Source organism: Clostridium puniceum (assembly GCF_002006345.1).
In the GTDB taxonomy this organism is placed as follows: Bacteria; Bacillota; Clostridia; order Clostridiales; family Clostridiaceae; genus Clostridium; species Clostridium puniceum.
Genome location: NZ_LZZM01000175.1, coordinates 1 through 13,423, shown reverse-complemented (window position 1 = coordinate 13,423; position 13,423 = coordinate 1). Strand labels below are relative to the sequence as shown.

13 protein-coding genes and 3 pseudogenes are annotated in these 13,423 nt (G+C 28.8%); 14 read left to right on the top strand and 2 right to left on the bottom strand.

Translation table 11 applies throughout. From position 1 onward, the window contains the following. Window positions 1-351: 351 nt before the first annotated feature. Window positions 352-1,236 (bottom strand): LysR family transcriptional regulator, encoded by an 885-nt coding sequence (locus CLPUN_RS13895; RefSeq protein WP_242954132.1) that lies wholly within the window; start codon window positions 1,234-1,236, stop codon window positions 352-354. Between the two features lie 167 nt (window positions 1,237-1,403). Between CLPUN_RS13895 and CLPUN_RS13890 the strand changes: the two genes are divergently transcribed. From CLPUN_RS13890 to CLPUN_RS13825, 14 genes and pseudogenes are all read left to right on the top strand, one after another. Next, complete coding sequence (locus tag CLPUN_RS13890) at window positions 1,404-1,952, top strand: DUF4865 family protein (RefSeq protein ID WP_077847858.1); 549 nt, start codon at window positions 1,404-1,406, stop codon at window positions 1,950-1,952. 598 nt (window positions 1,953-2,550) lie between these two features. Further along, a complete protein-coding gene (locus CLPUN_RS29215; protein WP_278281656.1) occupies window positions 2,551-2,649 on the top strand; it encodes a hypothetical protein in 99 nt (32 codons plus the stop codon). A 227-nt stretch (window positions 2,650-2,876) separates the two neighbouring features. Then, the gene (locus CLPUN_RS13880) at window positions 2,877-4,154 is read left to right on the top strand and encodes an aspartate aminotransferase family protein (protein WP_077847856.1); all 1,278 of its coding nucleotides are present in this window, start codon (window positions 2,877-2,879) and stop codon (window positions 4,152-4,154) included. Further along, window positions 4,142-5,191 carry a zinc-dependent alcohol dehydrogenase gene (locus CLPUN_RS13875; protein WP_077847855.1) on the top strand — a complete coding sequence of 350 codons (1,050 nt, stop codon included), beginning with the start codon at window positions 4,142-4,144 and terminating at the stop codon, window positions 5,189-5,191. Before CLPUN_RS13880 ends, CLPUN_RS13875 begins: the two co-directional genes overlap by 13 nt. Before the next feature lie 15 nt (window positions 5,192-5,206). Beyond that, on the top strand, window positions 5,207-5,848 hold the full coding sequence (locus CLPUN_RS13870; RefSeq protein WP_077847854.1) for an HAD family hydrolase: 642 nt from the start codon (window positions 5,207-5,209) through the stop codon (window positions 5,846-5,848). 109 nt (window positions 5,849-5,957) lie between these two features. Beyond that, complete coding sequence (locus CLPUN_RS13865) at window positions 5,958-7,154, top strand: MFS transporter (protein WP_077847853.1); 1,197 nt, start codon at window positions 5,958-5,960, stop codon at window positions 7,152-7,154. A 63-nt stretch (window positions 7,155-7,217) separates the two neighbouring features. Continuing rightward, window positions 7,218-8,330, top strand: a complete 1,113-nt coding sequence (locus CLPUN_RS13860; RefSeq protein WP_077847852.1) for a DUF1349 domain-containing protein — start codon at window positions 7,218-7,220, stop codon at window positions 8,328-8,330. 571 nt (window positions 8,331-8,901) lie between these two features. Next, window positions 8,902-9,687 (top strand): cadmium resistance transporter, encoded by a 786-nt coding sequence (locus CLPUN_RS13855; protein ID WP_077847851.1) that lies wholly within the window; start codon window positions 8,902-8,904, stop codon window positions 9,685-9,687. 90 nt (window positions 9,688-9,777) lie between these two features. Beyond that, complete coding sequence (locus tag CLPUN_RS13850; protein ID WP_077847850.1) at window positions 9,778-10,593, top strand: MerR family transcriptional regulator; 816 nt, start codon at window positions 9,778-9,780, stop codon at window positions 10,591-10,593. Window positions 10,594-10,780: 187 nt separating this feature from the next. Next, entirely contained in the window at window positions 10,781-11,458 is a 678-nt protein-coding gene (locus tag CLPUN_RS13845; protein ID WP_077847849.1) for a DUF554 domain-containing protein, read from the top strand. A gap of 110 nt (window positions 11,459-11,568) precedes the next feature. Continuing rightward, window positions 11,569-11,796 (top strand): annotated as a pseudogene (locus CLPUN_RS13840) (B3/B4 domain-containing protein); the annotation flags it as partial. 23 nt (window positions 11,797-11,819) lie between these two features. Continuing rightward, on the top strand, window positions 11,820-12,107 hold the full coding sequence (locus CLPUN_RS13835; RefSeq protein ID WP_077847848.1) for a hypothetical protein: 288 nt from the start codon (window positions 11,820-11,822) through the stop codon (window positions 12,105-12,107). Window positions 12,108-12,337: 230 nt separating this feature from the next. After that, window positions 12,338-12,484 (top strand): annotated as a pseudogene (locus CLPUN_RS13830) (RNA polymerase sigma factor); the annotation flags it as partial. Window positions 12,485-12,638: 154 nt separating this feature from the next. After that, a pseudogene (locus CLPUN_RS13825) lies at window positions 12,639-12,980 on the top strand (IS982 family transposase); the annotation flags it as partial. Between the two features lie 155 nt (window positions 12,981-13,135). On the opposite strand, the gene CLPUN_RS13820 reads toward CLPUN_RS13825, so the two are convergent. After that, window positions 13,136-13,423, bottom strand: a 288-nt coding sequence (locus CLPUN_RS13820; RefSeq protein WP_143329056.1) for an IS3 family transposase, incomplete at its 5' end; no start/stop codon positions are given.

Genomic DNA, 13,423 nt, shown 5'->3' with positions numbered 1-13,423 from the left:
ATTCTAGATTACAGTGTACAGGAGATTTTGTATGAATTTGTAGAGGTTATATTGTCAAGCTTCAATAAGATGCTGTCAGAATTATCTTAGAGAGAACAACAAAAGAGACTACTGCATATGTTAATCTCACAAATAACTATAAGCAAAACTAGGGTGATTGAATCAATAGAGCTTAATAGAAACGATAACTTAATAATGTATCTAAGTAATTGAGGAGAACCAAGTCTAGATTGAAATAGAGAAGGTTCTCATTCTTATTTTGGGCCTAGAAGAAGAGTGTTGACATAAAGATTTGTATATGAAAATGAAATGATTATTTACAAACTAGTGGATATAATGCTAAAGAATTAATCAATGAGAATTGAAGACATAGCTATTTGCTATATTAATAAAGCTTTTAAGTAAAGGGTTTACTTGTAAATTCTTATTGACTACAAATTTAATTTCTAATTCAGCAAATTCATCTTTTAAATCATAAATAAAGAAATTGTTATTTTTAGGTAAAATACTTTTGGGTAAAAGTGATATACCAAGACCTTCAGTTATTCCTCTAAGAATAGATTCTAATGAATCAAATTCAAAGATAGTAGCAGGCTTAGAGTTATTATAAACTAACCATTTTTGTAGGAGCTTGCGATAAGGACAATTAGCATCTGAACTTACTATTATTGGAGCAGGTAAATTATTAATATGATTAATGCTTATAGAAGATACTAATACAAGCTTTTCTTTGAAATTAATAACTTTCTTTATTTTAGAAGATGCAATTTCTCCAGATATAAAAGCTCCATCTAATTCATTTTTTAGGATCATATCTAAGAGAAACTTTCGGTTTTCTGTTTTTAATATTAAAGATACCTCTGGATTTTTCTCATAGAATAAAGAAAATAATTTAGGTAAAATAGATGCAGAAATAGTTTGAGGGGCACCTATTTTAATATTAGAAGCAATTTTAGATGGAAGAAACTCATCATTAACTTCATCGACTAATTCAAGAATTTTATCTGCATATTTAAGCAATTTTTCTCCATTGGATGTAATTATAGTACCAGTATTGTTTCTTATGAATAAAGTTGTGTTTAATTTATTTTCAAGTAATTTAATTCTCATAGTTATATTTGATTGTGCATAACCAAGTTTTAAAGCAGCTTTTGATATAGATTTTTCATAAGCAACTGTCTGAAATATCCTCAAATCATTAATTTCCATAGTATAAAAACCTTTCAATAAAATCAATTTATATTTGTCATCACTATTAGTGATATTAAAGATTATTTATAAGTATTATACAATTTTTACATGGGGAGTTAAACTGTAAGTGTAAAAAGTAATAAATGAATTAAGTAATAATTTTATTTATGAATTAAAAATAAAATAGAAAGTAAAAGGGAGGATAAAAACAAATGATATCAACGCAATATAAGATTATGCTACCTAGTGATTATGATATGAGCATAATAAAGGATAGAGTGAAAAACAATGGATATAAAACAGATGGATTTGAAGATTTAAAGTTTAAATTGTATCTAACAACAGAAAAAGGAAAAAATAAGAATTTGCAAAACAGCTATTGTCCCTTATATGTTTGGAAGGATAGTAATGGATTAAATAAGTTCTTGTTTAATGGTTTTTATGACAATATAATAACTTCTTTTGGATGGCAGAAAGTAAATGTAGGAATTCCATTAATTGATACGACAGCATACAAAATTAAAGATAGTAAATATGTATTCGAGATAGAAAGAGAAATACAGCCACAAGAAAGCCTTAATAATTTTAAAGATAAAATAGAGAACGATATTCCAAGTGTTAAAGAAACTGAATTTATAGTTATTTACAATCCTGACAAGTGGAAATATCATGTATTTTACTTTATAGATGACTTAAGTAAGATAAAGTCAGTAGAAGGAAGAATTTATGATATACTTCACATATCACAAGGAAAAATATAAATAAATGACTTTTGAAAGTATTTGAATAATGGAGGATAACTAAGTTTAGAATGAGAAGTTTATCCTTCTTCTTTTGTTCAAGAAAATATATCAATGGTAAACTATATTATAAGAATGAAGAAAACTAAAATGAATACTCAGAGCAATAATAGCTTTGAGTATTCATTTTTTATTTATGAGGAATAAAAATATGATAAAATTCAATCAAAAAGAACAACTAGAAGAAAAATACTCAATTGATTACTATTCATCACTTTTTATATTATCTAATGACTATTCCATTGTAGTATTTTCAACTAAGGATCTTTAGGAAATTCTAATAGAAAAGGAGTTGTAATAAAAATAGCAAAGCAAACTGAAATTAAAATAATAAAAGAAACAAGCTATTGCAAAATCTATAATAAAGTAAGCATAGAAGATGATAATTACTATAGTTGCATAGAGAGAATTGAAGTGAAAGAGAAAAAGAGTGAGGAGATACGATTTGCATTGTACAAAGATACAATAAGAGGAGATAAGAGATACATAATAAACTTAAAAAGTACACCGGAGAGGAGCGATGTTTATTAAATAAAAGTGAATTAACGCTGATATAACTTTGGTTAATGTAATATTAGATGGATTATTGCATCATTCTCATATTGTTAAAATAATTGGACCTTCATATAGAACAACGGATATTTATGAATTAATTTAAAAAGTGTTCTTTTGGGCTCTAAAAATATTATTGGTGCAAAAAACCAAAAAATTACATGGAAAGTGTTGACATATATTCAATTAAGTTGTAGAATTATCTTGCTGGGAGATTGGTCATACCAATAACTGACAAAAAAGAACAAAAATGAAAAGAAAAGGTGATGTAATATGTAGAAAAAATGAAATACAGATTAAAGAATTTAATTTGAAGGGAGATAAAAAAGAATAATGGGTAACTCAAAATTAGATCCCAAAGAGGTTGACAAAGAAGAAAAGGATGCTTTAGGAAAATATTTTGGACAAGGCATCCATCTTTATATTGATGGAGAAAAGTACATCGATTGCGCATCAGGAACTTTTAATTTAGCACTCGGCTATTCAGCAGAAGAAGTTGTTGAAGCTGTAGGTAGGCAGTTGAAAAGATGCAGTCATCTTTCATCAGCCTTTACTAAAGAAAAATCAAGAGAGATTTTCGAATCATTAAGAGAGTTTTTGCCAGAACAAATTAATGATTTTTGGTTTAGAGATATAGTTGGTTCTACGGCCAATGAATGCGCTATTAGAATTGCACAGAAGGCAACAGGAAAATCAGATATTATATCTTTATTTCTTTCGCATCATGGACAAAGTGTTTTAACCACAGCAGTTTCAGGAAATGCTTTTCGTAGAAAAAATTTTTCATTATCTCAACCAAATACTTTAAAAATACCAGCTCCTGATTGCTTTAATTGTTTTTATTCACAATCAAAAGAAAATTGTGGTTTTTTATGTGCAAGAAGAGTGGAAGATTTTATTGAGTATGCCTCAAATGGTCAGGTAGCTGCATTTATTATAGAACCAATCCTAGGTAATGGAGGCAATATAGTTCCAGATCCTAAATACTTTAAGAAAATAAGAGAAATTTGTGATAAACATGGCATTTTGATTATAGCAGATGAAGTTCAAACTGGCTTTGGGAGAACTGGAACGTTTTTTGCTACAAATGGTTTTGCAAAAGATTTAAGACCTGACATTATAACATTTGCAAAAGGTGCCGGCGGAATTGGCATACCTGTTGCTGGCGTTTTAATGAGAAAGGAACTTAATATTTTAGAATCATGGGAACATTCAACAACATCAGGAGCAAATCCATTAGCACTTGTCGCAATGGAAGCAACAATTAAATATATAAGAAATCATAATATTTTAGATAATGTTAATAAGCAATCAAAATTATTAAAAGAGGGACTTGAAAATCTTGCAAAGAAATATCCATTTATTTTTAATGTTAAAGGCAAGGGATTAATGTTTGCATTTGATTTTGCAAATAGAAAAAGTGTAGATTTATTCATGGAAGTTGCAAAACAACAAGGATTGATTGTTAGAGCCAGCCGTTATAGCTTTGGCTTATCAATAAAGGTTAGACCGCCACTAATAGTAAATGAATGTGAGATATATGAAATTTTAGAAAGACTTGAGTCTTCATTAATACAATTTAGTAAGGAGAGAGAAAAATGCGTGCTTTAAAATATAATGGTACATGGGATGTTTCCCTTGAAGAAATAGAGGATCTCCATGTTATTAATCCAAATGATGTTATAGTTAATATTAAATATTGCGGAATATGTGGTACTGATGTAGGTATCATTGCTGGAACTTATCCCGTTGCTGTAAAAGGTGTTACACTAGGACATGAATCAACTGGTATTATAGCAGAAGTAGGATCAGCTGTAAAAAATGTAAAAGTAGGTGATAAAGTAGTAATAAATCCAACTTATTATTGTGGTAAATGCCGTATGTGTCAGACTTTGAGAATAAATCATTGTGAGAATAAGTTTGGTACAGAAAGTGGTGTAAGTTATGATGGTACTTATGCAGATTTCTATCGCACTACATCAGATTTTGTATATAAAATTCCAGATAATGTATCTATGAAAGCTGTAACATTAACAGAACCATTAAGTTGTGTAATTACAGGAGCACGTAAGATTCAACCTTCATCTATGAATTTAAATACCTATGTTTTCGGTGCTGGAACAATGGGGATTTTATATACATGGGCTTTACATTTAAAAGGTCTAGCTCCAGTAGTTATCGAAACATCAAAAAACAGGCTTGAGTATGCAAGCGATTGCGTTCCGGAAGGAGTAAAGGTATATAGTTCACTTGAAGAAGCAAGAATAAATTATTTTAATGATGCAAAGGCTCCATTAGATATTGTGGTAGATACTACATCTGGATTATTAGAAAAATTATATTCTGAAATGTCTTGTGACGGAATTTATATGAGTATTGGTTTAAAAGATAAGTATGCAAATATAAATGTTAGAGAATTGGCTGATAAAAGTTTATCAATAATTGGCTCAATTGATTCTTTACATGGTTCATTTTTAGAAGCTTTCCATCTTATTACAAAGAATATCATTCCAGCTGAAAAGTTAGTAAGTCATGTAATTCCACTAGAAAATTATAAAGAAGCATTTTCAATTTTAGGTTGTGATATTGATTCAAAATCGATGGTTTCAGCTAAAGAAAAGAATGCAAAAGTTATAATAGAGTGCTAATAGAGAAAAATTAACATGATAAAAGGTGTAATATTTGATATAGATGGAATAATTGTTGATAGTGAACCCTTGCATATGGAAGCTTTAATTGAATCAATAAAAAGAGAAGCAGAGGATGATATAGAGGTTAAAGAAGATAAATTAATAGGATTAACTCTTGATGAAACTATTAAAAAGTTTGGAATAGAAGATAATAAACATCAAGAAATAAAAGATTTTACGATAAAATACTATATTGAGAAATTAAGTCCAAAGTTGATTAGGAAAGATATGCAAAAATTATGGATGTCACTAATAAAAAAAGGTATAAAATTTGGCTGTGTGTCTACAGCAGAGATGAAGATCTGCCAGGCAAATGTTAACTTGTTAAGGATAAGTGATAAAAAAAAGGTACCTATTGTTGCTTTAGAAAGTGTAGAAAAATCTAAGCCACACCCTTTGCCATATCTTACAATGCTTAATATGCTTAATTTAAATGCAGATGAAGTTATAGTATTAGAAGATTCTGATATAGGTATAAGAGCTGCTGTTTCAGCAGGAATTAGTAATGTTTATGCTTGGCCTCATAAGCTTTCAACTTCCCAGAAATATAATCAGGCTAAAAAAGTTATTGCTAGTTTGCGTGATGTAGAGTTTTTTAATGCTATAATGGATTAAAAGCTTTGGTAGAAGTAATTTTTTTAGATGATTTATAGCAATGTACTGGGTATAAATTATTCAATAAATAGAAAAATTATAGAAATAAAATAGAGAGGAAATAGTAAGAATGTTTACAGCATTATTAATCATTGTATACTTATCATTTATAAGTTTGGGATTACCAGATTCTGTGCTTGGATCTGCATGGCCGGTTATGCATAGTGATTTGTCAGTTTCACTTTCTTCAGCAGGAGTTATTTCAATGATTGTTTCTGCAGCAACTATAATATCTAGTTTATTTAGTGGTAAAATTATTAAACGCTTTGATACAGGTAAAATTACACTTGTAAGTGTTGGAATGACAGCTGTAGCATTGATGGGATTTTCAATATGTCCCTCAATGTTATGGATATGCATTCTAGCAATACCTCTTGGACTTGGAGCTGGCTCTGTGGATGCAGCACTTAACAACTTTGTAGCGTTGCATTGTAAGGCAAAGCATATGAGCTGGCTTCATTGCTTCTGGGGAATTGGTGCTACTACAGGACCTATAATTATGTCAATCTCCATTGCAAATAATTATGGATGGCGAAAAGGATATTTTGCAATTGCTATACTTCAATTCTTTTTAATATTTATTCTACTTTTTACACTTCCATTGTGGAAGAAGGTTGAAGGAACAGGTCCATCTAGCGAAACACAGGAAGAAAAGGAAGAAAAAGAGGAACATAACAATACTTCTGTGTTAAAATTGCCAGGTGTAAAATTTTCGCTGTTGACATTTCTTTGCTATTGTGGAGTTGAGGCTAGTACAGGTCTTTGGGGAAGCAGCTACTTGGTTAATTATAGAGGAGTAGATGCTGCACAGGCAGCAGGAGCTATTTCGTTATTTTATGCAGGAATTACTTTAGGGAGATTTCTGTCAGGTTTTTTAACAATGAAATTCAGTAATTTATTCTTAATAAGATCTGGACAAATTCTTTGCTTTATAGGAGCAGTTTTGCTGCTATTACCATTGCCTATTTATCTTTCAATAGCAGCGTTGATTTTAATTGGATTTGGGTATGCTCCTATTTATCCATCAATGATGCATGAAACTCCAAGGCGTTTTGGAAAATCTGCCTCTCAGGCTATTATGGGGTTGCAGATAGCATTTGCTTATATTGGAACCACATTTATGCCTCCACTTTTAGGGTTTACAGCTTCAAAAACTAGTATAGTGATTTATCCATTTTTTCTGCTGGCATACATTGCAGTAATGTTTATAAGCTCTGAAAAAACTAATATGTGTGTCAAAGTTAATGAAAATAATTATGTAGTATAATTATTTATTATAAAAGTACATTAAGAAGTAAGGAATATTACTGAGGGAGTTGAGGTATTAATTATGGAAAAATTATATTCTTTAATAAATGAAAAAATGAAAGAAAATTCAAAGGTGTTAATTGGCATCAGCGGCATAAGTTTAAGTGGTAAGACTACTTTTGCTAATAAACTAAAAGAAAGATACCAAAGCCAATATAAGGTTTATACAATTTCTTTAGAGGATAATCAGGATGTATTAAATGAATCTCTTAGTAATATTAATCCATCTAAGTATTATTATGAAAATGCTTATGATTTTTCTTCAATAGAAAATGAAATTAAAAATGCATATAAAAGTAATGATATAATTATAATTGAGGGAGCATTAATATTTAAGAATACTGTAAATATTAACTTTGACATAAGAGTATGGTTAGATTGTACTTTTACATCATCAATAGAAAGAAGTAGTGAAGAGAAAAAAGATCTTTATGGAGATTATTTTATGTGGCTTCAAAGACAGCATTTTTCAATAGATAGCCCTAAGGCAAAGGCAGATGTAATAATAACAAATGATAAGATATTAGAAAAAGAGTCAGAAGTTTTTATTGATTTACTGAACAATCCTTCTTCAGTAGATAAGATGAAGTGGCTATACGAACCTAAAATCTGGAAAGTGGGAGAGAATGGAATTTATGTAGAGCCTGATAAGGTAACTGATTTTTGGCAAAGGACTCATTATGGTTTCAGAAATGATAATGCTCATATGTTGTATATGGAAACCGAAAAGGACTTTAATATGACAACAAAAGTTAAGTTTAATCCGATCAATCAATTTGATCAATGTGGACTAGCAGTAAGAATAGATGAAGATAATTGGTTGAAAACTTCTATAGAATATGAACTAGATAATCCACCAAAGCTAGGGGCTGTCGTGACTAATTTGGGATATTCAGATTGGTCTACACAAGAGCTAGATAAACAACTTGATGAAGCTGAATTTAGAATTAGCAGACAAGGAAAAGACTATAAAATAGAGGTTAATGTTCTAAATAAAGGTTGGAGACAACTAAGAATTTGTCATTTGCATAGTTCAGAGAAAAGTGTTAAATGTGGAATATACTGCTGCAGTCCTATTGATAGTGGTTATAATGTTTTATTTACAAAATTGAAGATAGAAGAGGATTTCTTCTAATTATATAGAAAATGGTAAATTTTATCACAGATACAAATATGAAGATATTTAATATTTTCTGATTTATATACGCTTTAATAGTTTCAATAATATTAACATCTGCACAACCGTTGAAACCATTATTTAAATAGGGATACTAAAGTAATGTAAAAGCTTTAAGTATTCCTTTTTCTATTTTGAAGGAGGAATTGAAAATGACGAAACTATACAAGTTGGAACAACTAGAGGAAGTAAAAGAAAATACTGAAAGGAAATTTTAAAACAAGCAGAAGAAATAATTGAACTGATAGACGATAATTATGGTGTTAATAGAGATGCAGACAAAGACCTGGGCGGATATATAGAACTATTGGAATTTTTAATTTGTTTTAAATTAACTTTAAGTGAAAGGTTTACTAACACAACATAATGTGGTATATTTAAATTACCATATAGGGCGGGGAAGTTTATACTGGAAAAGTATTAAAGTCAGCCATAGATAATATGGTTAGAACTGGATTAGTAAGCCTATGCACACTCATGATGTGTATAGGCTTTTTGTTTTTTACAATATTAAGGAAGGAGATAGACTATGATAAGTGCAATCATAACAGCATTTGTTTCATTTGCAAGTACTAATATTGATGATATTTTTGTGTTGATGTTATTCTTTTCTCAGGTAGGTAAAGCAATTAAAAAAGGTCATATTATCATTGGTCAATATCTCGGTATAACGACATTACTTATTATAAGCACTATGGGAGCAATAGGATTAAATTTAATACCACATCAATATACCGGATTGCTTGGAATAATTCCAATCTTGTTAGGAATTAAAGAATGGTTAAAATATAGAAAAGATGAAAAAAAGATTGTTAATATCACAGTAGAAGATAATCATATAATTGAAAATTCCGAAATTAATACACTAGAGATCAAAGAAATAATAGAAACCGAAGTACAAGTAAAAAGTCTTACCCTAAAAGAAATATGTAATCCAAAAGATAATGTGATAGATGAATTAAATACCGACAGAGTACAAAGGCAAATTACTAAAAATGAAAAGATAAAAATCATGTTAAGTAAGTGGATTCATCCGACCATTATAAATGTTTTTTTAGTTACAATTGCTAATGGTGCGGATAATATTGGTGCTTATATACCACTCTTTACAACGCTGGATTCTTATGAACTTATTGTAACAATCGTTATTTTCTTATCACTGATTGGCGTATGGTGCTTTGTTGCAGAAGCGCTGATCAATATTCCTAGTGTAAAACATACGATACAAAAATATAAGAATATAATTGTGCCAGTAGTATTTATTATAATAGGTATATTTATTCTAGTTGAAAGCGATTTGTTCAGTTTGTCTTAGAGAAACTATTGAGAAGTTCAAAATGAGAATAATTTAAAAAATAAGTGTAGTTATATATTACTACATTTTTAAGATTAGGAGAAAGGCTATATGAAAGATTTATTTACAATTGGAGAAATGTCAAAGTTGTTTAATCTTAATATCAAGACATTAAGATATTATGATGAAATAGACTTATTTAAGCCAATATTTATAGATAGAGCTAATAACTATAGATATTATTCAACAGAGCAATTTGAACAATTAAATACAATAATGTATCTAAAAGCACTTGGAATGTCTTTGAGTACAATAAATTTTCATTTAAATAAACGTAGTATTAATAATATAACTGAATTGCTAAGAAAACAGAAGGAGATTACACGAAGAAAAATAAAGGAACTACAGGCTATAGAAAAAAAGATTGAAAATAGATTAAACCAAATTAATTATGCAAGGCAATATGATAAATTAGATGTAATTCAGGAAATTGAATTTAATGACAGAACTATTGTGTTATTAAAACAGAAAATAAAATCAGATAAGGATTTAGAGTTATCGATTAGAAATTTAGAGAATAAAACTAACAAAAATTCTTCTGTTTTCAATGGAAAAGTTGGAGTATCAATTTCTAGAGATAATTTAAAAAATGGAATATTTGATGAATATGATTCAATTTTTTCATTTACAGAAGGTGAAAAATACAATAAAAAATTAATAAAAATTTTACCTAAAGGTGTTTATGTGACTATTCGTTTTAATGGAACTCATAAAAGTTCTCCTCAATATTATAATGAGATTTTAAAATATATTGAAGAAAATGGATATACGATTATTGATGATTCAATAGAAATAACACTTATTGATTTCGGATTAACTACTGAAAAATCAGAGTTTGTAACTGAAATCCAAATATTAATCAAGTGAAACTTGATTTAGGTGGGGTTTGATCCACATCTGAATCTTAGTTGAACTTATCCAGGAGCGTGCAGCCGTTATCTCCCATTTAAAGAAGTAGGAGTGTTACGGATGCTAGCTATCGGATAAATTAATATTGACCCTCCAGTTACTGGACACTTTATAATTTCTAACATAGATAACTGGAGGTGTTAAAATGATTGGAACAATAGTAAATTGTATTTCTATTATCAGCGGCAGTATTTTAGGTGCAGCTTTTAAAAAAGGAATAAAAGAAGAATACAAGGATATAATGCTACAAGCAATCGGACTATCAGCAAGTATTCTAGGTATTAGTTCAGCTGTTAATAGCATTTCTAAGAGTAATTATCATGTCCTATTTATTATAAGTATCGCTATAGGAGGACTTATGGGACAAAATTTTAATTTGGAGAAAAAAGTTGATAGCATTATATTGAAATTCTCTAAAAATAATTTAGTAGAAGGATTATCTACGGCAGTATTATTGTTTTGTGCAGGGACATTATCAATTTTAGGACCACTTGAAAGTGCTTTAAAGGGAGATAATACCTTGCTATATACCAACTCTATGTTGGATGGCATTACCTCAATTGTTCTAGCCTCAAATTTCGGTATGGGAATAATAATTTCATCTATTATATTATTTATATGGCAAGGTTTAATTTATTTATCTGCCAATATTGTATCAGGATATATAACTACTGACTTACTAAATGAGATATCAATAATTGGAGGCATTTTGATATTAAGCTCGGGATTAAACATATTGGAAATTAAGAAAATAAGAGTTTTGAATTTGTTACCATCTTTGCTTATTCCTATTATATTCTTTATTATTAAGGATTTAGTATAAATAAATTATAAAATTATATTTAAAGGAGGAGAATTGTGAAATTTAGTGTATCAAAAGAAGTTTTTGATAAAATGGATAACGTATTTTTTGGAATTGTAGTGGCTAATGGAATCAATAACGAAGTAAGAACAAGAAGATGGATATGGAGACAAAGTGAACAAGGAAAAATTACTAAGGAAAGCAAAAATATATTTTTCCCTATCGATGGATTTAAAGATAAAAACTATAATAATGTAATTAGTGCAAGGGATGAGCTGGCAGAATTATCAAAAAAGAACTTTAATTGTAAAGTAAAGGTAGGATTTGTAGATATAAATAATAGTGAATTTGAATTTTAATTTAAGCATAGAAGGTGGTTTAGATGAGAATAAAAAAATTAATGCGTACTTTAATTTTAGTTATTATATGTTTTTTGATAATTCAGGTTTTGGGTTTTATGGCGATTCTAATACTTTCTGGAAGTCTAAACAACAATATGGTAGTAAATATTGTATCGGGATTAATTATAGCATCTTCATTTGTATTATCTATGCTTTTGGCAGAGCTATTTGAACTATTTACTGGAAGAAGCTTTGGAAAAATGTATTGTGGATTCTATACCTTTGATAAATTTAAAGGTTCAGACAATTATAATAAAACTTTAGATTAAAACAATTTTGTCATGGATTTTATGTAATTTTAAAATAGTATTAGATAAACAAGTTGGAAAAAGAGTTGAAAACAAAAAATAGTAAATATGGTATAATTACTAAAAACATCATCAGCTAAGTAGATGATGTTTTTTATTATTTTTAAATTTTTTAGTAAAAATGAACCAATTGAGAACTTAATGTCTCTAATATATAGATGCATCTATAAGAATCGAAGGGAGAGAGGAAATTGTGTGAAGAAGAGCTTGTTATAAAAATCCAGTCTGGTGATATGAACGCATTAGGTGAATTGTTTGAAATATATAAAAATGAATCATTCAAATACGCATATCTTATTACAGGTAGTAAGCATACAAGTGAAGATATTGTACAAGATAATGTGTATATGTTACAGAAAAGTAGTATATAAGATATAATTTAACTCGTTGTGCTAGTTAATTTCATTAGTATTATTTACAAATAGAAAAGCTCTAACAAATTTGTTACTCTATCATAAAAAGGACAAACAATCAATGATAGGAGGTAGCAATATGTTAGAGCGTAACAAAAATTCTAACATACTAATAAATGATTTAAAAGATTTTGTTACTGTTACTTTTGTTATAATTGATGATTTTTACCAAAAGGTTACACCAACACATATTAAAAATCGTAGAAATATTGATAAAGCCATAATGAGTGATAGTGAAATAATTACATTATCGATTGTTGTAGAACTGCTTACTATCGACTCTGAGAAAGCTTGGTTTGGTTTTTGTACTAAAAACTTAAGAGATTTATTTCCAAAGTTCTGTACAAGAACTAGATTTCATAGAACAAGAAAATTTTTGTTTAAAGTCGTCGATGAAATCCGTAAGGAAATAACTGAGTTTTGGAGTGCTCTGAGTAGAATAGACATATAGAAAGTACGTTTTTCTTTGAGTTCCTTAGAATATTATAAATCACTATTTGTTATTCATAATTTAAAATAATTCAAATATTAGTAAACTTGTAGTTGTAATTGCCCTACCCAAGAATGATTCAATTATTACGATGCGGCCTTTAGGCCAAGGTAGTAATCCTTTTTAAATTCTCTTGGAGAGTTATAGTCTAGAGTTGAATGTAACCTTCTTGAATTATAGAATAACTCTATATATTCAACAACAGTTGTTCTAGCCTCAGCTTTAGTTTTAAATTTTATTCCATACAATTTGTCCTTTTTTAAAGATGCAAAAAATGTCTCAGCGCAGGCATTATCAAAACAACAACCTTTAGCACTCATGCTTTGAAAGAAACTATTTTTTCTTAACAAATCTTGATAATCGTAGGAAGCATA

Bases quoted from the DNA above. Each gene is read 5' to 3' on its own strand.
- CLPUN_RS13845 (WP_077847849.1), top strand. From the start codon at position 10,781: ATGATTGGAACAATAGTAAATTGTATTTCTATTATCAGCGGCAGTATT.
- CLPUN_RS13880 (WP_077847856.1), top strand. From the start codon at position 2,877: ATGGGTAACTCAAAATTAGATCCCAAAGAGGTTGACAAAGAAGAAAAG.
- CLPUN_RS13875 (WP_077847855.1), top strand. From the start codon at position 4,142: ATGCGTGCTTTAAAATATAATGGTACATGGGATGTTTCCCTTGAAGAA.
- CLPUN_RS13850 (WP_077847850.1), top strand. From the start codon at position 9,778: ATGAAAGATTTATTTACAATTGGAGAAATGTCAAAGTTGTTTAATCTT.
- CLPUN_RS13870 (WP_077847854.1), top strand. From the start codon at position 5,207: ATGATAAAAGGTGTAATATTTGATATAGATGGAATAATTGTTGATAGT.
- CLPUN_RS13855 (WP_077847851.1), top strand. From the start codon at position 8,902: ATGATAAGTGCAATCATAACAGCATTTGTTTCATTTGCAAGTACTAAT.
- CLPUN_RS13835 (WP_077847848.1), top strand. From the start codon at position 11,820: ATGAGAATAAAAAAATTAATGCGTACTTTAATTTTAGTTATTATATGT.
- CLPUN_RS13860 (WP_077847852.1), top strand. From the start codon at position 7,218: ATGGAAAAATTATATTCTTTAATAAATGAAAAAATGAAAGAAAATTCA.
- CLPUN_RS13865 (WP_077847853.1), top strand. From the start codon at position 5,958: ATGTTTACAGCATTATTAATCATTGTATACTTATCATTTATAAGTTTG.
- CLPUN_RS13890 (WP_077847858.1), top strand. From the start codon at position 1,404: ATGATATCAACGCAATATAAGATTATGCTACCTAGTGATTATGATATG.